This is a genomic window from Bradyrhizobium sp. CSA207 (genome assembly GCF_029051685.1).
Taxonomy (GTDB): Bacteria; Pseudomonadota; Alphaproteobacteria; order Rhizobiales; family Xanthobacteraceae; genus Bradyrhizobium.
On sequence record NZ_JAACFT010000001.1, the window covers coordinates 335,744 to 360,645 of the forward strand.

Annotated in this window: 19 protein-coding genes; 8 read left to right on the plus strand and 11 right to left on the minus strand. The window is 64.0% G+C overall.

The genetic code is table 11. The annotated features are described in order from the left end of the window. The first annotated feature begins 90 nt into the window (after positions 1–90). Positions 91–1,482, plus strand: coding sequence for an aminobacteriohopanetriol synthase HpnO (gene hpnO, locus GWG65_RS01490; RefSeq protein WP_275193512.1), 1,392 nt, complete (start codon positions 91–93; stop codon positions 1,480–1,482). Positions 1,483–1,634: 152 nt separating this feature from the next. Here the strand turns inward: hpnO and GWG65_RS01495 are convergent, their stop codons facing one another. The 5 genes from GWG65_RS01495 to GWG65_RS01515 form a co-directional block, all read right to left on the minus strand. Beyond that, positions 1,635–2,399 (minus strand): anti-sigma factor, encoded by a 765-nt coding sequence (locus tag GWG65_RS01495; RefSeq protein WP_275193513.1) that lies wholly within the window; start codon positions 2,397–2,399, stop codon positions 1,635–1,637. Further along, positions 2,396–2,944, minus strand: a complete 549-nt coding sequence (locus GWG65_RS01500; RefSeq protein WP_275193514.1) for a sigma-70 family RNA polymerase sigma factor — start codon at positions 2,942–2,944, stop codon at positions 2,396–2,398. The genes GWG65_RS01495 and GWG65_RS01500 overlap by 4 nt, the downstream gene beginning before the upstream one ends. A gap of 115 nt (positions 2,945–3,059) precedes the next feature. Further along, a complete protein-coding gene (locus GWG65_RS01505; RefSeq protein WP_275193515.1) occupies positions 3,060–3,386 on the minus strand; it encodes a cupredoxin family copper-binding protein in 327 nt (108 codons plus the stop codon). Positions 3,387–3,410: 24 nt separating this feature from the next. Further along, complete coding sequence (locus GWG65_RS01510; protein ID WP_275193516.1) at positions 3,411–4,355, minus strand: metallophosphoesterase; 945 nt, start codon at positions 4,353–4,355, stop codon at positions 3,411–3,413. A 188-nt stretch (positions 4,356–4,543) separates the two neighbouring features. Further along, positions 4,544–6,163: a GMC family oxidoreductase N-terminal domain-containing protein gene (locus tag GWG65_RS01515; RefSeq protein ID WP_275193517.1), complete on the minus strand. Its 1,620-nt coding sequence runs from the start codon at positions 6,161–6,163 to the stop codon at positions 4,544–4,546. 177 nt (positions 6,164–6,340) lie between these two features. Here GWG65_RS01515 and GWG65_RS01520 point away from each other — a divergent pair, with 177 nt between their 5' ends. Beyond that, on the plus strand, positions 6,341–7,513 hold the full coding sequence (locus GWG65_RS01520) for a M20 aminoacylase family protein (RefSeq protein WP_275193518.1): 1,173 nt from the start codon (positions 6,341–6,343) through the stop codon (positions 7,511–7,513). A 72-nt stretch (positions 7,514–7,585) separates the two neighbouring features. Here GWG65_RS01520 and GWG65_RS01525 read toward each other — a convergent pair whose 3' ends face one another. Then, positions 7,586–9,214, minus strand: a complete 1,629-nt coding sequence (locus GWG65_RS01525; RefSeq protein ID WP_275193519.1) for an inorganic phosphate transporter — start codon at positions 9,212–9,214, stop codon at positions 7,586–7,588. A 97-nt stretch (positions 9,215–9,311) separates the two neighbouring features. Beyond that, positions 9,312–10,721 carry a UdgX family uracil-DNA binding protein gene (locus GWG65_RS01530; protein ID WP_275193520.1) on the minus strand — a complete coding sequence of 470 codons (1,410 nt, stop codon included), beginning with the start codon at positions 10,719–10,721 and terminating at the stop codon, positions 9,312–9,314. A 165-nt stretch (positions 10,722–10,886) separates the two neighbouring features. Between GWG65_RS01530 and GWG65_RS01535 the strand changes: the two genes are divergently transcribed. Genes GWG65_RS01535 through GWG65_RS01545 form a run of 3 tightly spaced genes read left to right on the plus strand, consistent with a single transcriptional unit; the run spans position 10,887 to position 16,679 of the window. After that, positions 10,887–11,672: a DNA repair protein gene (locus tag GWG65_RS01535; RefSeq protein WP_275193521.1), complete on the plus strand. Its 786-nt coding sequence runs from the start codon at positions 10,887–10,889 to the stop codon at positions 11,670–11,672. Then, positions 11,572–13,161, plus strand: a complete 1,590-nt coding sequence (locus GWG65_RS01540) for a DNA polymerase Y family protein (RefSeq protein ID WP_275193522.1) — start codon at positions 11,572–11,574, stop codon at positions 13,159–13,161. The genes GWG65_RS01535 and GWG65_RS01540 overlap by 101 nt, the downstream gene beginning before the upstream one ends. Next, positions 13,158–16,679, plus strand: a complete 3,522-nt coding sequence (locus tag GWG65_RS01545; protein WP_275193523.1) for an error-prone DNA polymerase — start codon at positions 13,158–13,160, stop codon at positions 16,677–16,679. Before GWG65_RS01540 ends, GWG65_RS01545 begins: the two co-directional genes overlap by 4 nt. A 161-nt stretch (positions 16,680–16,840) precedes the next feature. Here the strand turns inward: GWG65_RS01545 and GWG65_RS01550 are convergent, their stop codons facing one another. Further along, positions 16,841–17,128 carry a hypothetical protein gene (locus GWG65_RS01550; RefSeq protein WP_275193564.1) on the minus strand — a complete coding sequence of 96 codons (288 nt, stop codon included), beginning with the start codon at positions 17,126–17,128 and terminating at the stop codon, positions 16,841–16,843. Between the two features lie 54 nt (positions 17,129–17,182). On the opposite strand from GWG65_RS01550, the gene GWG65_RS01555 reads away from it, so the two are divergent. From GWG65_RS01555 to GWG65_RS01565, 3 genes are all read left to right on the plus strand, one after another. Continuing rightward, positions 17,183–18,583, plus strand: coding sequence for a CoA transferase (locus tag GWG65_RS01555; RefSeq protein ID WP_275193524.1), 1,401 nt, complete (start codon positions 17,183–17,185; stop codon positions 18,581–18,583). Positions 18,584–18,728: 145 nt separating this feature from the next. Then, positions 18,729–19,973 (plus strand): efflux RND transporter periplasmic adaptor subunit, encoded by a 1,245-nt coding sequence (locus GWG65_RS01560; RefSeq protein ID WP_275193525.1) that lies wholly within the window; start codon positions 18,729–18,731, stop codon positions 19,971–19,973. A gap of 27 nt (positions 19,974–20,000) precedes the next feature. Next, a complete protein-coding gene (locus GWG65_RS01565; RefSeq protein ID WP_275193526.1) occupies positions 20,001–23,117 on the plus strand; it encodes a CusA/CzcA family heavy metal efflux RND transporter in 3,117 nt (1,038 codons plus the stop codon). Between the two features lie 59 nt (positions 23,118–23,176). Here GWG65_RS01565 and GWG65_RS01570 read toward each other — a convergent pair whose 3' ends face one another. From GWG65_RS01570 to GWG65_RS01580, 3 genes are all read right to left on the minus strand, one after another. Next, complete coding sequence (locus GWG65_RS01570; protein ID WP_275193527.1) at positions 23,177–24,139, minus strand: amidohydrolase family protein; 963 nt, start codon at positions 24,137–24,139, stop codon at positions 23,177–23,179. A gap of 68 nt (positions 24,140–24,207) precedes the next feature. Then, positions 24,208–24,558 (minus strand): addiction module antidote protein, encoded by a 351-nt coding sequence (locus GWG65_RS01575; RefSeq protein WP_275193528.1) that lies wholly within the window; start codon positions 24,556–24,558, stop codon positions 24,208–24,210. Beyond that, on the minus strand, positions 24,558–24,848 hold the full coding sequence (locus GWG65_RS01580) for a type II toxin-antitoxin system RelE/ParE family toxin (RefSeq protein ID WP_275193529.1): 291 nt from the start codon (positions 24,846–24,848) through the stop codon (positions 24,558–24,560). Before GWG65_RS01580 ends, GWG65_RS01575 begins: the two co-directional genes overlap by 1 nt. Between the last annotated feature and the right edge of the window lie 54 nt (positions 24,849–24,902).

Sequence of the window (24,902 nt, forward strand, 5' to 3'; positions counted from 1 at the left end):
CCGAAAAAGGGCAAAAGGCCGCACAGGCCCTTTTCCGTTTGCTGACCGTTTTCAGTTGACGAAGCGGCCCTCAATCGAAGTATGTAGCGGATGAACAGTCCAAATCCAGACATGTCTCAGCTGTTCGCGGACCGTCAGGCCCAGCGGAGCTCCCTGCATAACCGGTACCTGAACGAGCAGTTCGTTCGGGTCCTGAAGACGATCGGCTACGACGTCGGCTTCCAGAAGGGGCAGGGACAGTATCTCTACGATCGCGACGGCGCGCGCTATCTCGACCTGTTGTCCGGCTTCGGCGTGTTCGCGATCGGGCGCAATCATCCGGTCATGCGCGAGGCGCTCAAGAGCGTGCTCGATGCCGACCTGCCCAATCTGGTCCAATTCGACGTCTCGGTGCTCGCCGGTGTGCTCGCCGAGCGGCTTTTGAAATACGTTCCCTATCTCGACAAGGCGTTCTTCGCCAATTCCGGCGCCGAATGCGTCGAGGCGGCGATCAAGTTCGCCCGCGGCGCCACCGGGCGGCCCGGGATCGTCTATTGCGCCCATGCCTATCACGGCCTGACCTATGGCGCGCTGTCGCTGACCGGTGATTCGAACTTCCGCGGCGGTTTCGAGCCGCTGCTGCCGGGCTGCACCTCGGTCCCCTTCAACGATCTGGCCGCGCTCGAAAAGGCGCTGGCCTCGCGCGAAGTGGCCGCTTTCATCGTCGAGCCGATCCAGGGCAAGGGCGTCAACATGCCCTCCGACGAGTTCCTGCCGGGCGCGGCCGCGCTCTGCAAGAAATACGGCACGCTGTTTGTCGCCGACGAGATCCAGACCGGCATGGGCCGCACCGGCCGCTTCCTTGCGGTCGAGCACTGGAACGTCGAGCCCGACATGGTGCTGCTGTCGAAGTCGCTGTCGGGCGGCCATGTGCCGGTCGGCGCGGTGCTGACGCGCAAGAGCATCTTCGACAAGATCTTCAACCAGATGGACCGTGCGGTGGTGCACGGCTCCACCTTCTCCAAGAACGACCTCGCAATGGCCGCGGGCATCGCCACGCTCGATGTCATGGAATCCGAGAAGCTGATCGAGTCCGCCGCCAAGCGCGGCGCCGAGCTGCGGCTGGCCCTGACGCGGATGGTGCCCGGCTACGAGCTGATGAAGGAAGTGCGCGGCAAGGGCCTGATGATCGGCATCGAGTTCGGCCCACCGAAATCGCTGCGCCTGAAGGCCTCATGGAACGTGCTGGAGGCGGCCAACAAGGGCTTGTTCTGCCAGCTCATCACGGTGCCGCTGTTCAAGGATCACAAGATCCTGACCCAGGTCGCCGGTCACGGCAGCCATACCATCAAGCTGTTGCCGCCGCTCACGATCACCGAAGAAGACTGTAGTTGGATCGAGCGCGCCTTCGACGACGTCATCGCCGGCAGCCACAAGGTCCCCGGCGCGATCTGGTCGCTCGGCAAGACACTGGTGGACAACGCGGTGAGAAGGTCGGCCTGATTTCCTGCCGAGTCTTTTCGACGATCGTCATTGCGAGCGTAGCGAAGCAATCCAGACTACCTCCGAAGAGACAGTCTGGATTGCTTCGTCGCATCAGCGCAAAATTGCTTCGCAATTTTGTCGCGAGCTCCTCGCAATGACGGTGGAGGCCGCTAGCCCTCCACATTCCCCTTCATCGCCGCCTCGAACCTGTCCACGAACTCCGCGAGCTCGTCGGCGCCGAGATCGCTGACGGCCCAGAAGTTCAGGCCGCGATTGCCCCAGCGGCGGCAGTTGAAGCCCTGCATGGTCTCGGTTTTCGGCGCGCGGTACACCGCGCTGGCGGTCTGCGACACGAACAGGTTGATCAAATGTTGCCGCCGCCGGTAGACGACAGCGCCGATGGCGCGCGCGTCGATATAGTCGAGCCGGCCGCCGACCAGCGTAAAACCCTGCGCGGTAAGATCGATCACGGGCGGGGCGACGTCGAGCTTGCCGTTGAACCACGGCTTGACGGTGTGCTGGTCGGTCGAGATCACGTCCGTAAGGTGGCCGGCCTGAAGCGAGCGCAGATGGGCGGAAACGACCTCCGAGAGGATGCGCTGCTGGTCGTCCTGGCGCAGCACGACGGCGACGACGCCGGAGGCGGCGAGCGCTGAGACCGCGGAGCCCATGGCAAAACCGCGCAGCACGGAGCGGCGGGTCGGCTGGCGCTGGGGTTGCGGCATCGACGCCTCGATCCGGGCGCGCAAGTTTGCCGGCGCAGCGTAGCGCAAGCTGGTATCGGCGAGCACGCGCTGCATCTCGCGTTGCGCCGCAATCTCCGCGGCGCAGGCCGGGCAGCCTGCGATATGTGCTTCGACCTCGCGCGCATGGCCGGCATCGAGCTCGTTGTCGAGCAGCGCGTGAAGCAGGATCTTTGCTTCGTCGCAGGTCATTTCGAGTGCTCCTCTTCCGCCATCCAGGCCGCGCGCAGCATGGCGCGGGCGCGTGCGAGGCGGGACATCACGGTGCCGACGGGCGCGCCGACGGCTTCGGCGATTTCACGATAGGACAGATTGCTGATCTCGCGCAGCACGAAGGTTTCCTTGAACGGTTCGGCAAGCGCATCGATCAGCTTGCGAATGGCGCCGGCGTCGCGGCTGCGCAGCACTTCCGTCTCCGGGCTCGCCTCGGTCTCCTGCCATATTGGCGTCTGCTCGGCGACTTCAGGCGTATCCTCGATCGCGGTATGCGAATGCGCACGCCTTGCGTATTCTGCGTTGCAGACGTTGCGCAGGATCGCGAACAGCCAGGGCTTCATCGCCGGGCCGCGGTAGCTGTCAAAATGCTTGAGCGCGCGCAGATAGCATTCCTGTACGGCGTCCTCGGCATCGGAGGCATCGCGCAGCAAATAGCGCGCAAGCGTGTAGACGTCGTCGAGATAAGGCAGCGCCATCTCGCGGAAGCGCTGCGCCTTCTGCAAATCGTCGCTGACGGGCATCGCCTCTCGCCTTGCCTGTTGTCTTGTTTCTTCCCTGGACACGGCTGAAGATGCGCTAGCCCGGCCGGCGTGGGACCACCGGCCGGGTAAGACAGAGATGCCTTGGTTCGAGATGTTACTCAACCTTGATCATCCCCGTCATGTGCGGGTGCAGCGAACAAAAATATTTGTAGTCGCCCGCATTGGTGAAGGTGAAGGAGAACTTGTCGTCGGTGTCCATGGTTTTTGACCTGAACTTGCCGGCCGACACCACGGTGTGGGGGATGTCGTCCCGGTTGGTCCAGGTCACGGTGGTACCGGTCTTGATCTTGAGCTCGGCCGGCTGGAACACGAAATTGTCGATATGCACCTCCATGTCGTCGGCGGCGCGGGCGGTTGTGGCGGGCAGCAGCATGGCCGCGATCACGGCGACACCGAAGTCGCGGCGATTGAGTGTCTTCATTGTCAGCTTCCGTTCAAGCTTGGATCAGCCTTGGAGCGGCGTGTCGATGATGGCGAGCCGCTGCTCGTTCTGCTTGAAGTTGACGCTGGCAACCCCGAGCATCGAGCGAAGCTTGGCGTCCTCGACCTTCATTGGTCCGGGTGAGGGGGCGGCTCCCGGCGCCGGCTGCGGGAAGGCGGTCGAGCGCGCCGTGTGGAAGGTGACGTTGCCCTCGACCTTCTGCATCACCTGGTGAATGTGGCCGTTCAGCACAGTGACCGAACCAAAGCCCTTGACGTATTCGAGCGCACGGCCGCCGTCCTCGGTACCCCAGCCCCATTCCGGATAGACGGTCCAGAGCGGGATGTGCGCGAACAGCACGATCGGCGTCGACTGCGATTTACCGCGGAGATCGTCCTCGAGCCAGGCGAGCTGCTCGGCGCCGAGATTGCCGAGGCCGCCGGCCTTGAGGTCGACGACGTTGACGAGCCCGATGAAGTGCACGCCGCCGGCGTCGAACGAATACCAACCCTGACCCTTGGTGCCGCGGCCATAGCGCTCGCGGTAGAACTTCACTTCCTCGTCGAGGAAGTCATGCTCGCCCGGCACGTAATGCACATCCAGCTTGCTCTGCGAGATGATGCGATCGGCATTGTCGAACTCGGCCGCCTTCGACAGATGCGTGATGTCGCCGGTGTGGATCATGAATGAGGGTTTTGCCGGCATCGCGTTGATCTTGTTGACGGCTTCCTCCAGCGTGCCCAGCGCATTGGGATTGGCCGGCTTGTCGAAACCGACATGGCTGTCGCTGATCTGGAGGAAGGTCATGCCGGGCGCGGCCGCGGTCGCGGCCTGCGCAGAGTCGATGATGCCGAGCGAACGCGGCACACCGCCCGTGACGGTCCAGAGCACGCCGGTGCCGGCCCAGGTCATGCATTCCAGCACCTTGCGGCGGCTGACGCCGTCGTCTCCGTGATCGTGTCCGCTCATCGCGCATCTCCTCGCGCCCGGAATTGGGCTTCGGGGAGGTGATTGGGAGAGGGGTGGATTTATTCGCGGGGGACGATGACGTTTTCGTGAGGTGACGAGTATCGTAGCCCGTATGAAGCGAAGCGGAATGCGGGACCCAGGTACCCGGCAATCCCCGGATTTCGCTGCGCTCCATCCAGGCTACGCAGTTACTTCGTATCCTCCAGGATCATAGTTGCGCCCTTCTCGGCGATCATCGCGGTCGGCGTGTTGGTATTGCCCGAGGTGATGGTCGGCATGATCGAGGCATCGACGACGCGCAAGCCGCCAAGGCCGTAGAAGCGCAGGCGCTCGTCGACGACGGCCATGGGATCATTGGCCGCCCCCATCTTCGCGGTGCCGACCGGGTGAAAGATGGTGGTGCCGATATCGCCGGCGGCCTTCGCGAGCGACGCATCGTCGTCGCCGACGGAGGGGCCGGGCAGATACTCGCTCGGGCGGTATTTGGCCAGCGCCTTCTGCTGCATCAGGCGGCGCGTGGTGCGGATGGCGTCGGCGGCGACCTGGCGGTCGTCGTCCGTCGACAGATAATTCGGCGCGATGATCGGCTTCTCGTCCGGCGTCGCTGAACGCAGGCGCACGCTGCCGCGCGAGGTCGGCTGCAGGTTGCAGGCGCTGACCGTGATGGCAGGGAAGCGGTGCAGGGGATCGCCAAACTTGTCGAGCGACAGTGGCTGCACATGGAACTGGATGTTGGCGCGTGCGCGACTGGAGTCAGAGCGCGTGAAGATGCCGAGCTGCGACGGCGCCATGGTCAGTGGGCCGCGGCGGCGAAAGGCGTAGTCGAGCCCCATCAGGCCGCGGCGGACCAGGTTGTAATAGGTCTCGTTGAGCGTGCGCACGCCCTCGACCTTGTAGATTGCGCGTTGCTGGAGATGGTCCTGGAGATTGCGGCCGACGCCGGGCTTGTCCATGACGATGTCGATCCCAAGCGGCGAGAGCCAGTCGGCAGGCCCGATGCCGGAGCGGTGCAGCACCTGCACCGAGCCGATCGCGCCTGCCGAGAGGATCACCTCGCGCTTGGCCCGTGCCTCGATGACCTCGCCGTTCTGGATGAAGCGCACGCCGACGGCGCGGCCCTGCTCGATGATCAGGCGATCGACCAGCACGTGCTTCTCAAGCCGCAGATTGGGGCGGTTCAGCGCGGGCTTGAGAAAGCCGCGCGCCGCCGACCAGCGCCGGCCGCGCTTCTGGTTGACGTGGAAATAGCTGGTGCCTTCGTTGTCGCCGGTGTTGAAATCCGGGATGCGTTTGATGCCCATCTCTTCGGCGGCATCGCCCACCGCATCGAGAACGGCCCATGACAGCCGCGGCGCCTCGATGCGCCAGCCGCCGCCCGCGCCATGATGCTCGCTGGGCCCAAGGAAGTGATCCTCGAGCCGCTTGAACAGCGGAAGCACGTCGTCATAGCCCCAGCCGGTCATGCCGAGCTGGCGCCAATGGTCGTAGTCGGCGGCCTGTCCGCGCATCGAGATCATGGCATTGATCGCCGAAGAGCCGCCGATCACCTTGCCGCGGGGATAGGCAAGCGAACGGCCGTTGAGGCCCGGTTCTGGCTCGGTCTTGAACATCCAGTCCGAGCGCGGATTGCCGATCGCGAACAGATAGCCGACGGGAATGTGGAACCAGATCCAGTTGTCGTCGCCGCCGGCCTCCAGGATCAGCACGCGGTTCTTCAGGTCGGCCGACAGCCGGTTAGCGACGATGCAGCCGGCCGTGCCGGCTCCGACGACGATATAGTCAAATTCACCTTCGAGCCGCCTTGGCATTCTGCTTCCACCCGGATGATCACTTAACGTTCCGCCCTAATAGGCAGACGCGGCGGACCGGGACAAGCCCGGCTATGCCGGGCAGGCAGGGCCAGACCCCGGTCCGCGGCCGTTGGGTGGACTGGCGCTTGCATGGTAGACAATCCTGTATTCCCAACAGAGCTTGAGACCCCATCCATGCCCATCGTGAACCGCGTCGCCGACCTTCAACCCGATATCCAGGCCTGGCGGCGGGACATCCACCAGCACCCTGAGCTCCTGTACGACGTCCACCGCACCGCAGCATTCGTTGCTGACCGCTTGCGTGAGTTCGGCTGCGATGAGGTCGTGACGGGCCTCGGCCAGACCGGCGTGGTCGGCGTGATCAAGGGCAACAAGCCGGCCGGCGAGGGGCTCAAGGCGATCGGCTTGCGCGCCGACATGGACGCGCTGCCGGTCGAGGAGGAGACCAACCTGCCTTACGCCTCCAAGATTCCGGGCAAGATGCATGCCTGCGGTCATGATGGCCACACCGCGATGCTGCTCGGAGCCGCGCGCTACCTCGCCGAGACCCGCAATTTTGCCGGCGATGCGGTGGTGATCTTTCAGCCGGCCGAGGAGGGCGGCGCCGGCGGCGCGGCCATGGTCAAGGACGGGTTGATGGAGCGCTTCGGCATCGAGCAGGTCTACGGCATGCACAATGGCCCCGGCATTCCGGTCGGCTCGTTCGCGATCCGGCCGGGCCCGATCATGGCGGCGACCGACGAGGTCGACATCAAGATCGAGGGCCTCGGCGGCCATGCCGCGCGTCCACACAAATGCGTCGATTCCGTCCTCGTCGGCGCGCAACTGATCACCGCGTTGCAGTCGATCGTTGCACGCAGCGTCGATCCGCTGGAATCGGCCGTTATCTCGATCTGCGAGTTCCACGCCGGCAACGCCCGCAACGTCATTCCTCAGTCCGCGGAGCTGCGGGGTACCATCCGCACGTTGTCGCCGGACGTGCGCAAGCTGGTCGAGAAGCGCGTGCGCGAAGTGGTTGCAGGCGTTGCACAGGTCACCGGTGCTACGATCAACCTGCACTACAAGCGCAACTATCCCGTCGTGAATAACCACGCGGCGGAGACCGAAGTGGCCAAGCGCATCGCCCAGCAGGTCGCGGGCGAGACGAACGTGCTCGAGATGTCGCCGATGATGGGTGGTGAGGATTTTGCCTACATGCTGGAAGCGCGGCCCGGCGCTTTCATCTTCTGCGGCAACGGCGACAGCGCCGGCCTGCACAATCCCGCCTACAATTTCAACGACGAGGCGATCGTCTTTGGCACGTCCTACTGGGTCAAGCTGGTCGAGGAATCGCTCGCGGCTTCATAAATTCGACGTCGTGACGGAACGGAAAAGGGCCCGTGCATCGCACGGGCCCTTGGTCTTTGAGGGTGTGATAACTCAGAAGATCCGCGAGAAGATCACGTAGAGGGTGGCCGACAACGCGATGGCGCAGGGCAGCGTCAGTACCCAGGCCATCAGCAGGTTGCGGATGGTCGACCATTGCAGGCCGGAGCCGTTCGCCGCCATGGTACCGGCAACGCCCGACGACAGCACATGGGTGGTCGAGACCGGCAGACCGAAGACATCGGCGGCGCCGATCGTTGCGGCGGCGACGAGCTCGGCCGAAGCGCCCTGCGCATAGGTGAGATGGGTCTTGCCGATCTTCTCGCCGACGGTGACCACGATGCGCTTCCAGCCGATCATGGTGCCGAGGCCGAGCGCGATCGCCACCGCAATCTTCACCCAGGTCGGGATGAACTTGGTGGCGGCATCGAGCGAGCCCTTGTAGGCGTTCAAAGCTGCGATCTCCTCCTTGTTGAGATCGTTTTCCTTGTCCTTCATCAGGAAACGGATCGCCTCCGAGGTCAGGTACATGTCGTTGCGGGTGTTGCCGACGGCTTCCGCCGGCACCTTGGTCAGTGAGCCGTACCTGGCGACCTGATCGCCGACGTCCTTCACCAGCGCGGCGAGCGAGGGATAGGTGCCCTCGTTGAGGTGGTGCAGCGCGATGTACTGCGTCACCGCTGGACGGGGATCGCCGATGATGCTGTGGCCGGCGCCCTTCGCCGCGATCACCTTGGAGGCGGCATCGGAGGTCTTCTGGAACTGGACGACTTGCGATTCCGGCAGTGCGCGGTTGAGCGCATAGGCCGTCGGCACGGTGCCGATCAGGATCAGCATGATCAGGCCCATGCCCTTCTGGCCGTCGTTGGAGCCGTGCGCAAAGCTGACGCCGGTGCAGGTCGCGATCAGCAGTCCGCGGATCCAGAGCGGCGGCGCCTTGTTGCCTTCGGGTGCAGCATAGAGCGCCGGGTTGCGCACGATGAACTTGAGGACCAGCAACAGCACGGCGGCGCAGATGAAGCCGACCAGCGGCGACAGCAGCAGCGCATAGCCGATCTCGGTCGCTTTGCTCCAGTCCACGCCCGAGGTGCCATCGCGGCCGCGCATGACGGCGTTGGCGATACCGACGCCGATGATCGAGCCGATCAGCGTATGCGAGGAGGAGGCGGGAAGGCCGAAGAACCAGGTGCCGAGATTCCACAGGATCGCGGCGATCAGCAGCGCGAACACCATCGCGAAACCGGCGCTGGAGCCGACCTGGAGGATCAGCTCGACTGGCAGCAGCGAGACGATGCCGAAGGCGACCGCGCCGGAGGACATGAGCACGCCGAGGAAGTTGAAGAAGCCGGACCACATCACGGCGACTTCGGCCGGCAGCGAATGGGTGTAGATCACGGTCGCCACCGCATTGGCGGTGTCGTGGAAGCCGTTGACGAATTCGAAGCCGAGCGCAATCAGGAGCGCGACGAACAGCAGGATATAGGGCAGGTAGGTCGTCACGCGCGCGCCGGTCGCGTTGACGTCGACATAGATGCTGTAGGCGACGAACAGCAGGCCCGTGGCGAGGATGCCGAAGAACAGGATCGTCGTCAGCGGGTTGAAGCCCTTGTCGAGATTTGGCCGCGAGGCCGGCTGGATCGGCGCGGGATCGGCCACCGCGCGGTCGAATGCAACATCGGTCATGTCTGGACGCCCCTAACTTTCAAGTAAGGGTATTGTCCGCGATGGATTTGAAGGCCGGATGACAACCGAGGCGTGAAAGCCGCCTTCTTGCCAGTATTTAGGCGGCCCGCGCGGCTTTCTTCTGCAAACCGGCGGCGACCTTCAAATCTTCGACAAAGCGCTGATATTCCAACGCCTTGGCTTCCGGATCTGGTAGCCGCAGCAGGTAGGACGGATGCACCGTCACCAGCGCCTTGTGGCCATCGGGAAGGTCGATCAGCCGGCCCCGGTTCTTGCCGATCGGGGTGATCTTACCGAACACGCTTTGTGCAGCGGTCGCTCCCATGGCCACGATAACATCGGGCTGGATTGCCGAAACTTCCCGCTCATACCATTGCCGGCACGCTCTGATCTCCGGCGTGTTCGGCTTCTGATGCAGGCGGATTTTTCCGCGCGGCACGAATTTGAAGTGTTTGACCGCGTTGGTGACATAGACCTTCCTGCGGTCGACGCCGGCTTCCTCCAGCGCCCGGTCGAGCATCTGGCCGGCAGGGCCGACGAAGGGATGGCCGGCGAGGTCTTCCTTGTCGCCGGGCTGTTCGCCGACCAGCATGATGTTGGCTGACTTCGGGCCTTCGCCGAACACGGTCTGGGTCGCGTCCTTGTAGAGATGGCAGGCGCGGCAGTGCGCGGCCTCCTCGCGGAGCGCTTCGAGATCGTCGGTGGCAGGGTTGCGTCCCATATTGGCTTCCGGGCGTGGGGAGATCCGTCCGCCGGTCCAGCGTTCGGCATCAGCGAGCAGAGGTCCAAGTATCGATCCAAGTATCGACGCGTCCTGAAGGTTCCTCCGGCGCTTCACCGGCGCGTCGGTCGTTGTCAGCCGGTCGGGCTGGAAATGGCGCCGCCAGGTTTCCTCCAGACGGCCAGGGGTAGGCCATTCCGTCCGGCTGATTCCTGGCGTGAAGGAGATCGCGTGACCGTTCCAATGGGCACAAACGTCAGGCGTGAGGATCGACCATGGCATATCGGCAAAACGACGCGCGAAGAACGGCGCGGCGAATGCGACGATGTGATGCTCCGGCTCGAACCAGGCGGCGTAATGCGCCTTTTGCTCGCGCCCGATCTCGCGGAAGCGGACGAGGTCGCGCATCCGCTGAGCATCGCGCTGCACCGCGCCTGCCATAGCAGTTGCCTGCGCCACGTCAGGATCGGTCATCATGCCCAGCAGGTCGTGATCGGCTTTCAACCGCCAGAGCAGGCGATACAGCAGCGCAAAGCGCTCATCGTCGCGATGCAGGATCGCGATGCGTGCAAGCTCGATGAAATTGGCCGGCACAGTGAACGTGCCCTCGGTCTCGATCGGCGGAAGGCTCGGCGCTTCGGACAGGCCGGGCGGCGCCTGGTCTTTTATTTGGCCTTGCACGCACCACGTCACGTCCGCCGGTGCGACATGATGCAGTGCGAACGCGCGTGCGGCTTTACGCCAGCCGTCGAAATCGGTCTCGCAGTCCAGGGTAATGAGGTACATGGCACTCGAATCCTATTGATTCCGCTCATGAATCTGCAGACGCGCCAATTCGATTGACTCTCATGCGCCCGTTAGCTTTATATTAGAACATATCATGAACAAATGAGCCAGCCGTTGGTTCTCTTTTCGAGAGCCACGGCAATCACCTCTGAAGGAGCGGCGAGCATGAGCGGCGCACGCATCAGCGCGCTTGCGACCTTGCGCGGCCAGATCGAGCGCATCGAGGTTTCGGATGCCGTGCATCATCGCGATCGCGTGGCGCTGGGCCACCCGGAAGCCGATGGGGCACTGCAAGGCGGGCTCGCGCGCGCGGCGATCCACGAGGTGTTTTGTGAGGGCCGCCAGGGTACGGCCGCGACGGGTTTTGTCAGCGGGCTTGCGGGTCGTGTGACGGAGCGCAAGCCGTTGCTGTGGATAGGGCAGGAATTTTCGGACATGGAAACAGGCGCACTGTCGATGCACGGGCTCGCCGAGCTCGGCCTCGATCCGCGCCGCGTGGTGATGGTGCGGGCCGCCGATGTGGAGAGCGCGCTGCGCACCTCGGCCGATGCGCTCGCCTGCGATGCGCTTGGCGCCGTCGTGCTCGAGCTCTGGGGCGAGACCAGACAGTTCGACCTCGTGGCGAGCCGCAAGCTGACATTGGCCGCGCAGTCGTCCGGCGTGACCGGCCTGCTGCTGCGGATGGCCGCGCAGCCTTTGCCCTCGACCGCGGAGACACGATGGATGCTGCGTGCGGCGCATTCGCCGCCGGGGGCGATGTGGAGTGCCTGGGGCACGCCGCGCTTCGATGCCGAGCTCTTGCGCAATCGTCATGGCCCGTGTGGCCGGTGGATCATGGAATGGAAGTGTGATGAGTGCCAGTTCTCTGAATCGTCGGCGTATCCTCAGCCTGTGGCTGCCGCGCCTGCCCATCGACCGGATCAAGCGGTTCTTCAACGGCGGGCTGGGTAGAAATAATGAACCCGGCATCGTCGTCGCCAAGGACAACAACGCGCTGGTGATCCATGCGCTCGACGAGGCCGCCGAGCGCCTCGGCCTGCACATCGGCCTGCCCTTGGCCAATGCGCGGGCGATGTGTCCGGACCTGAAGGTGTTCGACGCCGATGTCGCGGCCGATGCAAAGACGCTCAGCGACATCGCCGACTGGTGCGACCGCTTCACGCCGCTGGTGGCGCTCGATCCGCCGCATGGGCTGTTCCTGGACATCACCGGCTGCGCACATCTGTTCGGCGGCGAAGCCACGCTGTTGCAGACGCTGGTCCGTGCGCTTGCCCGCCAGGGCTTTGCGGTCAGCGCGGCGATCGCCGGCACCTCGGTCTGCGCGCGCACGCTGACGCGGCAGGCACCCGGCACCATCGTCGCCGATGGCGGAGAGGCGGAGGCGATCAGCGCCCTGCCGGTGTCCGCACTCGGCGCGGACGAGGCCATCACCACCGGCCTGCGCCGTGCCGGCCTGAAAACCATCGGCGATGTCGCCTCCCGCAGCTCCCATGAGATCACGGCACGGTTCGGCGCGCGGTTCTCCACGCTGCTCGCGCATGCGCTGGGGCAAGGCGATGCGCCGATCAGCCCGCGAAAACCGCTGCCCGACTACATTGTGGAAAAACGCTTTGCCGAGCCGATCGCGACCGACACCATGATCGCGATGACGCTGTCGCGGCTCGCCGACACGTTGATCGCCTCCATGGAGAAGCAGGGCAAGGGCGCGCGACGGCTGGAGGCCGCCTTCTTCCGCACCGACGGCGTGGTGCGTGCGATCATGGTCGAGACCGGGCGTCCGGTGACGCAAAGCGCGGTCATCGACCGTCTCTTCCGCGAGCGTCTCGATGCGCTCGCCGATCCCCTCGACCCCGGTTTCGGCTTCGACATGGTGCGGCTGTCGGCCAGCCGCACCGAGATCGTGGTGCAGGAGCAGCGCGATCTCGACGCCCATGTCCACGACAATGACGAGCTTGCCGCGCTGATAGACCGCATCGCCGCGCGCATCGGCGGAAAGCGCGTCGTCGTGCACCTGCCGCAGGACACCCATATTCCGGAGCATGCGGTGCTGGCCGCGCCTGCGCAGCGCCATCTCGCCGCCGCCATGCAGGCCGAATGGCCGGCGCGCGTTGCGAGCGAGCCGCCGCTGCGGCCCTTGCGGCTGTTCGACAGGCCGGAGCCGATCAAGGTGCCGTTCGCAACCGTCCCGGACGGCGCCCCGCATCAATTCACCTGGCGGCGCGCGCTGCATGCGGTGGTGCGGGTGGAGGGGCCCGAACGCATCGCCATGGAATGGTGGCGGCAGGACGGCAAGCAGCTGACGCGGGACTATTTTCGCATCGAAGATGCCGAAGGCCTTCGCTTCTGGATCTTTCGCGACGGTCTTTACGACAGCGAGCTCATCGATGACGAGGGCAAGCCCGTTCCCGCCAACTGGTATGTTCACGGCCTCTTCGCATGACGACATCAGCCTATGCCGAGATCGGCATCACCACCAATTTCTCCTTCCTGCGCGGCGGCTCGGATCCGCGCGCCTATGTGCACCAGGCCAGCATCCTCGGCGTTCCCGCGATCGGCATCGCCGATCACAACACGCTTGCCGGCGTCGTGCGCGCCTACAAGGAACTCGACAATGCCGAGGTGCTGAACAAGCCGAAGCTGCTGATTGGCGCGCGCATCGTTTTCATCGACGGCACGCCCGACATTCTGGTCTATCCGCGCGACCGCGCGGCTTACGGCCGGCTCTGCCAGCTTCTCACCAAAGGCAAGCGTGGCGACGATATCACGCGGATCGAGAAGGGGGAGTGCCATCTCACTTTTGCTGACCTCCTGGCGTTTTCGGAAGGTCAGCTTTTGGTCCTGACGCTGCCGCATCGCTTCGAGCCGACGCAAGCGCTGGATATTCTCGCAAAACTCAAGGCAAGTCGCGCCGAGGGCGTATGGCTGGCGGCGAGCCTGCTCTATCGCGGCGACGACCGGCGCCGCCTGGTGCGGCTCGGTGATCTCGCAGCGGCAGCAATAGTGCCGCTGCTCGCGACCAACGAGGTGCTCTATCACCACCCGGCGCGCCGTTCCTTGCAGGACGTGCTGACCTGCATCCGGGAAAAGACCACGATCGATGCGATCGGCAGGAAGCTCGAGGCCAATGCCGAGCGGTTTTTGAAGACCCCCGGAGAAATGTCGCGGCTGTTCCGCGATTTTCCAGGCGCGGTCGCGGAGACCATGCGCTTTGCCGACAAGATCGACTTCTCGCTCGACCAGCTCAAATACCAGTACCCGGACGAGCCGGTGCCGCCGGGCAAGACCGCGCAAGAGCACCTGGAGGACCTGACCCGGGCGGGCGTGCAGAAGTATTTCGGCGACAATATCGACGACAAGCTTCGCGCCACCCTGAAGAAAGAGCTCGCGCTGATCGCCGAGCTGAAATACGCGCACTACTTTCTCACCGTGCACGACATCGTGCATTATGCGCGCAGCCAGAACATTCTGTGCCAGGGGCGGGGATCGGCGGCGAACTCGGCCGTCTGCTACGTGCTCGGCATCACCTCGGTCGATCCGACCAAGGTCGACCTGCTGTTCGAGCGTTTCATCTCCAAGGAGCGGCTGGAGCCGCCGGACATCGACGTCGATTTCGAGCATTCGCGCCGCGAGGAGGTGATGCAATATGTCTATCGCCGCTACGGCCGCCACCGCGCCGCGATCATCGCCACCGTCATCCATTATCGCCCGCGCAGCGCCATCCGCGACGTCGGCAAGGCGCTGGGCCTAACCGAGGACGTCACCGCCGCACTCGCCGACACCGTGTGGGGAAGCTGGGGCAAGGGCCTCAACGACATGCAGGTCAAGCAGGCCGGGCTCGATCCCGAGAATCCGATGATCAACCTTGCGGTCGAGCTTGCGACCGAGCTGATCGAATTTCCGCGCCATCTCTCCCAGCATGTCGGCGGCTATGTGCTGACGCAAGACCGGCTCGACACCTATGTGCCGATCGGTAACGCCGCGATGGACGACCGTACCTTCATCGAATGGGACAAGGACGATGTCGACGCGCTCAACATGATGAAGGTCGACGTGCTGGCGCTGGGCATGCTGACCTGCATCCGCAAGTGTTTTGATCTGATCGATCAGCACAAGGGGAAGCGCTGGGTGCTGGCAAGCGTCCCGCAGGATGACCCCAAAGTCTACGACATGCTGTGCCTGGGAGAATCGCTCGGTGTGTTTCAGGTCGAAAGCCGCGCGCAGATGAACATGCTGCCGCGGTTGAGGCCGCGGACCTTCTACGATCTCGTCATCGAGGTGGCGATCGTGCGGCCGGGGCCGATCCAGGGTGACATGGTGCATCCTTATTTGCGGCGGCGAAACGGCTTGGAAAAAGTGAGCTATCCATCGCCGTCACCGGAGCATGGCGACAAGGACGAGCTTTACAAGGTGCTGCACAAAACGCTCGGGGTGCCCCTGTTCCAGGAACAGGCGATGCGGATCGCGATCGAGGCCGCAAAATTCACCTCCGAGGAAGCCAACGGCCTGCGCCGCTCGATGGCGACGTTCCGCAATCTCGGCACCATCGGTACATACGAGGACAAGCTGATCGGCAACATGGTCGCGCGCGGCTACGATCCCGACTTCGCCAGAAGCTGTTTCGACCAGATCAAGGGGTTCGGCTCCTACGGCTTCCCGGAAAGCCATGCTGCAAGCTTCGCGCAGCTCGTCTACATCTCGTCCTGGCTGAAGCACTACCATCCCGACGCGTTCTGCTGCGGCCTGCTGAATTCGCAGCCGATGGGCTTTTACGCCCCGGCGCAGATCGTCAGCGACGCCCGCAAGAACGGTGTCGAGGTGCGCGACATCGACGTGTCCTACAGCTTTGCGCAGAACACGTTGGAGAACACCGACGATAAATATTGTGCTGTCCGTCTTGGTTTCCGCCAGATCGACGGTTTCCATTGGCTCGATCAGGATGAGGAGCGCCTGAAACGCTCTCAGCTGTCATTCCGGGACGCGCGAAGCGCGAACCACGACGGGATTGCGCTCCCTCTCCCGCTTGCGGGGGAGGGTTGGGGTGGGGGTGCCTCCGCGATTCACGCTCCCCAAGAGGAGAGAGCCCTCACCCGCATCGCATCTTTCGATGCGATGCGACCTCCCCCGCAAGCGGGGGAGGTGAAGGAAGATTGGGCCGACCGCATCGTCGCCGCCCGCAATCGCCGGCCCTTCACCTCGCTGGAAGATTTTGCCCGCGACACCAGCCTGCCCAAGCGCGCGCTGATCCTGCTGGCGGACGCCGATGCCTTCCGCTCACTCGGGCTCGACCGCCGCGAGGCGCTGTGGCAGGTGCGGCGCCTGCCAGATGACGTACCGCTGCCGCTGTTCGAAGCGGCCACCGCGCGCGAGCAGCCGGACGAGCACGCAAAACCGTTGCCGGTGATGCCGCGCGCCGAACAGGTGGTCGCCGACTACCAGACCATCCGCCTTTCGCTCAAAGGCCACCCGATGGAATTTTTGCGCGAGATGTTTTCGCGCGAGCGCGTCGTGGCCTGCAAGGACATCCGTCATGAGAACGAGCGGCGCCGCGTCCGCTGCGCCGGTGTGGTGCTGGTGCGGCAGCGGCCGGGCAGCGCCAGCGGCGTCGTGTTCATGACGCTGGAGGACGAAACCGGCATCGCCAATGTCGTGGTGTGGCCCAAGATCATGGAGCAGTACAGGAAGGAGGTGATGGGCGCGCGTCTCATCATGGTCGAAGGCTACATCCAGAGCAGCCCCGAAAAGGTGACGCATCTCATCGCCCAGCGCATGATCGACCGCTCGCAGGATCTGATCGGCCTCGCCAACGACGCGCTGAGCCGCAAACATCCGGTTCCCGCCGGTGCCGACCTGATCGAGCCGCTCAACGACGACCGCCGCGACCACGTGGATGCTCCCGCCCAGAAAATCCGCCACCCCCGCAACGTCCGCATCCTGCCGTCGTCACGGGATTTTCATTGAGGCGATCATAGTCGCATCAACAAATGCGACGTCATACCCCGCGAAGGCGGGGTATCCAGTACGCCGTGACGTCACGGCTCTATCACCAGCGTCTCTGGAATACTGGATCATCCGCCTTCGCGGATGATGACACCGCGCAAGATGGCCAAGAGCGAGACCCCTCACTCCGGCGCAGCCCCCACCGGCGGGCCGCCGGGCGGGCGGTGCAGGAAGGTCAGCGAGGCGTAGGCGCCGGCCCAGGAGCCGAGCGCGGCGAAAGCCACATAGAATGCGTTTTCGGTGTAACTGATCACCGCATAGAAGGAGAGCAGGTACCAGACCGCGCTCCAGTTCGCGGCCGGCACGCGCTTGCGCGCGATCACGGCTGAGGTGAACATGACATAAACCGCGTCGGTGGCCGCCGTTGCGATGAACACGGCGCCTGCGGTGAGGGGATCGATGGCGGCCATTGCGTTCCCTTGTGTGCTCATGGAAGGTCGCGAAACTAAGGGAGAGAAGCGGTCATGCAAAGCCCCGCCGGCATTCTCAGCGACATCTGGACCTCCGTCGGAGGCGATGCGGCCGCGCTCGAACGCGTGCGACTGACCGGCGAGGAGCCGCAGATCCCGTCCTCGTTTCGCGTTGCCGTTGCCGGACAGACGACGATTGCCGCGGCTGGCCTTGCCGCTGCTGAAATCTGGAAGATGCGCGGCGGCGAGGCACAGGACGTTAGCGTCGACATGCGGCACGCCGTGGTCGAATGCCGCTCCGAGCGTTACCTGCGCGTCGACGACAAGCCACCGCCACCGGCCTGGGACGCCATTGCCGGCGTCTACAACACCGGCGACAATCGTTTCGTCCGCTGCCACACCAATTTCAGGCATCACCGTGACGCCGTTTGCAAGGTGCTCGGCTGCGAGCCGGAGCGCGAGAAAGTGCAGGCCGCATTGATGCGATGGAAGGGCGAGGATTTTGAAACTGCGACTTACGCCGCCGGCGGCGTCGTCGCCCTGATGCGCAGCCATGACGAATGGTCCGCGCTGCCGCAGGCACGAGCGCTCGCCGAATTGCCGCTGATCTCGATCGAGAAGATCGGCGATGCCCCGCCAAAATCCTGGCCTCACGGCGATCGCCCGCTGGCCGGCCTTCGCGTGCTCGATCTCTCCCGCGTGATCGCAGGTCCGGTCGCCGGCCGCACGCTCGCCGCCCACGGCGCGGACGTGCTTCTGGTTTCGGGGCCTGAGCTGCCCGCCATTCCCTGGCTCACCATCGATACCGGGCGCGGCAAGCTCACCACCTTCATCGAGCTCAAGAGCGAGGCGGGGCAGGCACAATTGCGCGAACTTCTGAAGGAGGCCGATATCTTCTCACAAGGCTATCGCCCGCGCGCCCTCGCAGCCCTCGGCTTTGCGCCGGAAGATGCAGCGAAGATCAATCCCGGCATCGTCTACGTCACGCTGTCGGCCTATGGCCATGCCGGCCCCTGGGCGGATCGGCGCGGCTTCGATTCCCTTGTGCAGACCACGACCGGCTTCAATCATGCCGAGGGACAGGCTGCCGGCATCGACGGGCCGAAGGAGTTGCCGGCACAGATGCTCGACCACGCCACCGGCTATCTGATGGCGTTCGGCGCGATGATGGCCAAGGCCCGTCAGTCCCGCAAAGGCGGCAGCTGGCACGTGCGGGTGTCGCTGGCGCAGACCGGGCGTTGGCTGTGGAATCTCGGCCGGCTCGAGCATGGTTTGAACACCCCGGATCTTACGGGCGAGGCCGTACATGCTGCATTCATCGAGAGCATGCCATCTGGCTTCGGCACGTTGAAGGCAGTGAAGCATTCGGCGGTGCTGTCGAAAACGCCGGCACAATGGAGCCGTCCGGCAATGCCGCTCGGCACTCATCCACCTGCGTGGCCGCTGCGAACCTGACGTGGGGCTGACGTGTCGCAAAATTTTAACGCAAACCTCAAAGCGATCGGTACTTTTTAGGTTGTTTGAAATCTGAATTCGGCACTATTAGCGCGATCGATCACGCAGTCATTTGCCGAGATCGTCGCAGACTAGACCGGGCCCCATGGTAGTTGAAAAGACCAAGCGATTGCAGGTGTTTACAAAACAACGGATGATCGTATCCGTAGTTTTACTGGCACTCGCCGGCGCCGGGGCCTACGGCTTCCTCTATGCGGGGACCAAGCAGAAGAGCCACTCCGAAATCTCCAGCCAGTCGCGCAGGAATGCGCAGAACTTCACGCCGACGCCGTCCGAATGGGCGACGCTGACGATCGAGCCGGTCAAGGCCAAGACGTTCCGCGCTGAATATGTCACCGAAGGCAAGGTCGCGGTCGACGAGGACCGCTCGACGCCGGTGTTCTCGCCCTATGCCGGACGCGTGACCAAGCTGCTTGCCAAGCCCGGCGAGAGCCTGAAGCAGGGTCAGCCGCTGTTCACGATCGAGGCCGCCGACACCGTGCAGGCGCAGAACGATTTCATCACGGCGATGACCTCGCAGAACAAGGCGAAGTCGGCGGTCGATCTCGCCGACATCCAGTTCAAGCGCGCCAAGGATCTCTATGAAGGCCACGCCATTCCGCTGAAGGATTATCAGCAGGCCGAAGCGACCCAGATCCAGGCGCAGAACGACGTGCGCTCCTCGGCGACTGCGCTGGAAGCTGCGCGAAACAAGCTGCGCATCCTCGGATTCACCGACGAGACGATCAAGACCTTCCAGGACAAGGGCGCCATCAATCCGGAGGTCACGATCTACTCGCCGATCGCGGGCACGGTCGTGCAGCGCAAGATCGGTCCGGGCCAGTACGTCAATTCCGGCGCCAGCGATCCGGTGTTCGTGATCGGCGATCTCTCCACGGTCTGGCTCACCGCCTTCGTACGCGAGAGCGATGCAGCTTCGGTCTGCATCGGGCAGGACATCACCGTCAACGTGATGGCGCTGCCGGGCCGTCCCCTGACCGCCAAGATCAACTATGTCGCCACGGCGATCGACCCCAGCACCCGCCGTCTCCTCGTCCGCGCCACCATCGACAACAAGGACGGGCTGCTCAAGCCGGAGATGTTCGCCAACGTCACGATCTATTCCGCCGGCGACCGCGCCGCGCCAGCCGTGCCGAAGCAGGCGTTGATCTACGAAGCCGACCAGGTCCGCATCTGGGTCGCGCGCGAGGACAAGTCGGTCGAGCTGCGCCAGATCAAGATTGGCCTCATCAACGGCAATCTCGTCGAGGTCACCAGCAACCTCAAGCCCGGCGAGCAGATCATCACGAAGGGCAGCCTGTTCATCGACCGTGCGGCGTCCGGTAGCTGATCGACGAGCAGGAAGCTGAAGACCTGAATGGATCGCCTCGTCGCCCTTGCCGTCAACCGGCGCTTCCTGATGGTCGGAATGTTCGTCGCCGTATTGATCGGCGGCCTGATCGCGTTCAACCAGCTCAACATCGAGGCCTATCCCGACCCGACCCCGCCGATGGTCGACATCGTGACGCAGAGCCCCGGCCTGTCGGCGGAGGAGATCGAACGCTACATCACGATCCCGATCGAGACGCAGGTCGCCGGTCTGAAGAACCTCACGACCATCCGCACCATCTCGCTCTACGGCCTCTCCGACGTCAAACTCCAGTTCTCCTTCGCTTATACCTACGACGAGGCGTTGCAGCAGGTGTTGAACCGTCTGGCGCAGCTTGCGCCGCTGCCGGGCAACGTGCAGCCGCAGATATCGCCGCTCAGCCCGATCGGCGAAATCTTCCGCTACCGGCTGGTCGGTCCGCCGAACTACAGCGTGCTCGACCTCAAGACCATCCAGGACTGGATCCTCCAGCGCCGCTTCCGCGCCGTACCCGGCGTGATCGACGTGACGGGGTGGGGCGGCAAGAGCAAGACCTATGAACTTCAGGTCGACTTCAACAAGCTGGTCGCCAACGGTCTGACGCTGCCGCAATTGCTCCAGGCCGTCGGCAATTCCAACGTCAATGTCGGCGGCAACACCGTCAATATCGGCCAGCAATCGGCCGTGGTGCGCGGCGTGGGCCTGATCCGGTCCATCGACGATCTCGCCAACACCATGGTGGCCCAGACCGGCGGCAATCCGGTGCTGGTGAAGGACGTCGCCACGGTTACGGTGGGCCAGAGGCCCCGTCTCGGCATCGCCGGCCTCGATGAGGCCGACGACATCGTGCAGGGCATCGTCCTGATGCGTCGCGGCGAGCAGAGCTCGCCGACCATCAAGCGCGTCCACCAGCTCGTTCAAACCATCAATGACTCCAGCATCCTGCCGCCCGGCGTACGCATCGAGCGCATCTACGACCGCGGCGACCTAATCGAGCTTACCACCCACACCGTGCTGCACAACATGGTGCTCGGCATGCTGCTGATCGTGCTGCTGCAATGGATCTTCCTTGGAGATCTGCGCAGCGCGCTGATCGTCGGCGCCACCATTCCATTCGCGCTGTTCTTCGCGGTGATCATCCTGGTGCTGCGCGGGGAATCGGCGAACCTGCTGTCGGTCGGCGCGATCGATTTCGGCCTGATCGTCGACGCCACCGTCATCATGGTCGAAGCGATCTTCCGCCGACTGACGCAGACGACGCCGATGTCGGAATCCGAGCAGATGTCCAACGAGACGCTGTTCGGCATGAAGAGTCATGCCATTCTCAGCGCCGCGGCCGACGTCTCGCGCTCGATCTTCTTTGCCGCCGCGATCATCATCGCGGCCTTCCTGCCGCTGTTCACGCTGTCCGGCGTCGAGGGCAACATCTTCGGGCCGATGGCGCGGACTTATGCCTATGCGCTTGCCGGCGGACTTCTCGCTACCTTTACTGTGACCCCGGCGCTCTCTGCGATCATCCTGCCCGCGCATGTCGAGGAGACCGAGACCAGGGTCATGCTGATCCTGCACCGGCTGTACACGCCGTTGCTGAATTGGGCGGTCGCCAATCGCAACATCGTGCTCGGTGGCGCGGCTGTCCTGGTTCTGATGACGGTGGCGCTCAGCCGGCTGCTCGGTCTCGAATTCCTGCCCAAGCTGGAGGAGGGCAATCTCTGGATCCGCGCCACGCTGCCGCCGACCATCTCGCTCCAGGAAGGCAACACCTACGTCAATGAGATGCGCAAGCTGATCCGCGCCCGGCCCGAAGTGGAATCCGTGGTTTCGCAGCACGGCCGTCCGGATGACGGCACCGACGCGGCGGGCTTCTTCAATGCCGAGTTCTTCGCGCCGCTCAAGCCCGCCAGCGAATGGCCCGGCACTCACGACAAGGAAGAACTCACCGCGCAACTGCTCAAGCAGCTCGACGACCGCTTCCCCGGGGTCGAGTTCAACTTCTCGCAATATCTCCAGGACAACGTCTCCGAAGCCGTCTCCGGCGTGAAGGGCGAGAACTCGATCAAGCTGTTCGGCAGCGATCTGCAGGCGCTCACGGACACCGCCAACAAGATCAAGTCGGTGCTGGCGACGGTGCAGGGCGTCACCGACCTTGCGGTGTTCACCTCACTCGGACAGCCGACCATCCAGATCGACATCGACCGTGCCAAGGCCGCGCGCTATGGGTTCGCACCTGGCGACATCAACGCCACCATCAAAGTGGCGATCGGCGGTGACACCGCAGGCGACATCTATGAGGCTGGAAGCGACCGTCACTTCCCGATCATTGTTCGCCTTGCGCCGGAATTCCGCAGGAGCGCCGAAGCAATCCAGAATTTGCGGATCGGCGCGCCCGGGCCGAACGGCACCGTCACCCAGATCCCCCTGAGCGAGGTCGCCAGCATCAGCCTCGTCTCCGGTGCGGCCTATATCTACCGCGAGCAGCAGGAACGCTATCTGCCGATCAAATTCTCGGTGCGCGAGCGCGACCTCGGCAGTGCGATCCGCGAGGCGCAGCAGAAGATCGCCGATCAGGTGCAATTGCCGCCCGGCGCGCACATGGACTGGGTCGGCGAGTTCGGCAATCTTCAGGACGCGATCCGGCGGCTGTCGATCGTGGTGCCGATCTCGCTGGCGCTGATCGGCGTCCTGCTCTGGTTCAATTTCGGCTCGATGACCGACACGCTGCTCGCCATGAGCGTGATCCCGATGGCGATCTTCGGCGGCGTGCTCGGGCTATTGATCACCGGCACGGCGTTCAGCGTCTCCGCCGCCATCGGCTTCATCGCGCTGTTCGGCATCGCCGTGATGGACGGCATCATCATCCTGTCGCAGTTCAACCAGCTGATCGACGAAGGCATGGACCGCATGAGCGCGGTGATCCGTACCGGCGAATTGCAGCTTCGGCCGGTGCTGATGACGTGCGTCGTCGCCGGCGTCGGTCTGCTGCCTGCGGCCCTGTCGGAGGGCATCGGCTCGCAGGTGCAGAAGCCGCTTGCGGTGGTCGTCGTCACCGGCATGATGCTGGCGCCGATCGTCATCCTGGTGACGCTGCCGGTCCTGATCTCGTTCTTCGCCCGCCGTGCACGCTGACGCCGCCTCGCAGAACAGCCGCGGCGCGATCGGGCGAGCGTCGCGAGTTCCGTCGCTGATCAAAAACCGTAGAGTCGCGCCGGATTGTCGACGAGGATCTTCTTGCGCATATCCGCATCCGGTGCCCACACCGGAAGCTGGTTGAGGAGGTTGCCGTCGTCGATCTGGTAGAGCGGCGCGACGTCGGTTGCTTTTCGGCCCGGCACTTGGCTGGAATCCGGATGCGGCCAGTCGGTACCCCAGACGATGCGGTCAGAGTTCGCCGCGATCAGCGCCTGCGCGAATGGCACCATGTCCTGGTAATCGGGCGCGAGTTTTGACGAACGGTAGGCGCCGGAAATCTTCACATAGGCCTTGCCGGATTTGACCAGTTCGATCAGGTCCGCAAATCCCGGCTGCTCCAGCCCGAGCGATGCCTCGAGCCCACCGAAATGGTCGAACACGGCGGGCGCCGGCGCGGCCAGCACGAGCTCCTTGATCGCGGTGATCATCGGCAGCGTCGTATAAAGCTGCACGTGCCAGCCGCGTGCCTTCACGCGCTCGACGGCCGCCGTAAAGCGCGCCCGGCCCACATTGGGATCGTTGATGCCGCCGGTCGCGAGGTTGATCCGGATGCCGCGAAAACCCTCCTGATGCATCGCGTCGAGTTGGGCATCGGTCGTCTTGTCGTCAATCACGGCGACGCCGCGGGCATTTGCGCCGCGTGCCTTCATGCCGAACAAAGTGGAGGAATTGTCGGTGCCGTAAACGCTCGGTGTGACGATTGCCACGCGCTCGATATGCAGCGCCTTGTGCAGCGCGGCCATTTCCTCCGGCGAAGCCAGCTCGGGCGTATAGACGCGCCCCGCGAAGAACGGAAACTTCTCCGGATCGCCGTGGATGTGGGTGTGGCAGTCGCAGGCATGGGGCGGTACGTCGAAATTGACCGGCGTCGCCGGCTGCGACGGCTTGGCGTGCGCTTTGTCGGTCATGGCTACTCCGGCGGCAAGGGAGGCAAGCAGGACGCTGCGTCGGTTGAGCATGGTTTTCTCTCCCGCTTTTATCATTGGCGAATGCATAGCATATTTCGCCGGGAGAGCAGATGGGCCTCTTACGCAACGCGGCGGCGCTTTGACATCCGTCCGCTTGTCGCGCGTTGGGCCGACAATGTCAGGCCTAACGCTCCGACAATACGCATGACCGTGCCGAACTCGGGATTTCCGGTCTCTCCGAGTGCCTTGTACAGGCTTTCGCGGTTCAAGCCGGCTTTCTTCGCGATCGTGCTCATGCCGCGCGCACGCGCGACGAGGCCAAGCGCGTCACGCACGAAATCGGCATCGCCAGTCTCCAATGCGGCCGCGATATAGGCCGCCTGACGCTCTTCGGTGTTGAGATAGTCGGCGGCGTCGAAGCGTGTCGTCCTGGATGCCGTTTTGACCGTCGTTTTCGCTGCTTTTGGCATCACAATGTCTCCGCTAGTTGCTGGGCTAGCTTGATGTCTTGTCGCTGCGTTCGCTTGTCCCCGCCATACAGCAGGATCACGATCTGCGTTCCGCGCTGCACATAGTAGATCCGATAGCCCGGTCCGTAGTCGATGCGCATTTCCCGGACGTTGCGGCCCACGCTCTTGCTGTCGCCGGGATTGCCCATCTCCATGCGGCGAATGCGGGCAGTGATCCGGGCAACCTCGCTGGCGTCTTTGAGGCGGTTCAGCCACTCCGAAAAATGTTCGGTTTGCCTCACCTCGATCATGAGGCCCACTGTAGTCCATGGGCTACAAAATGTCAAGAGTGGCGCGCCGGACGG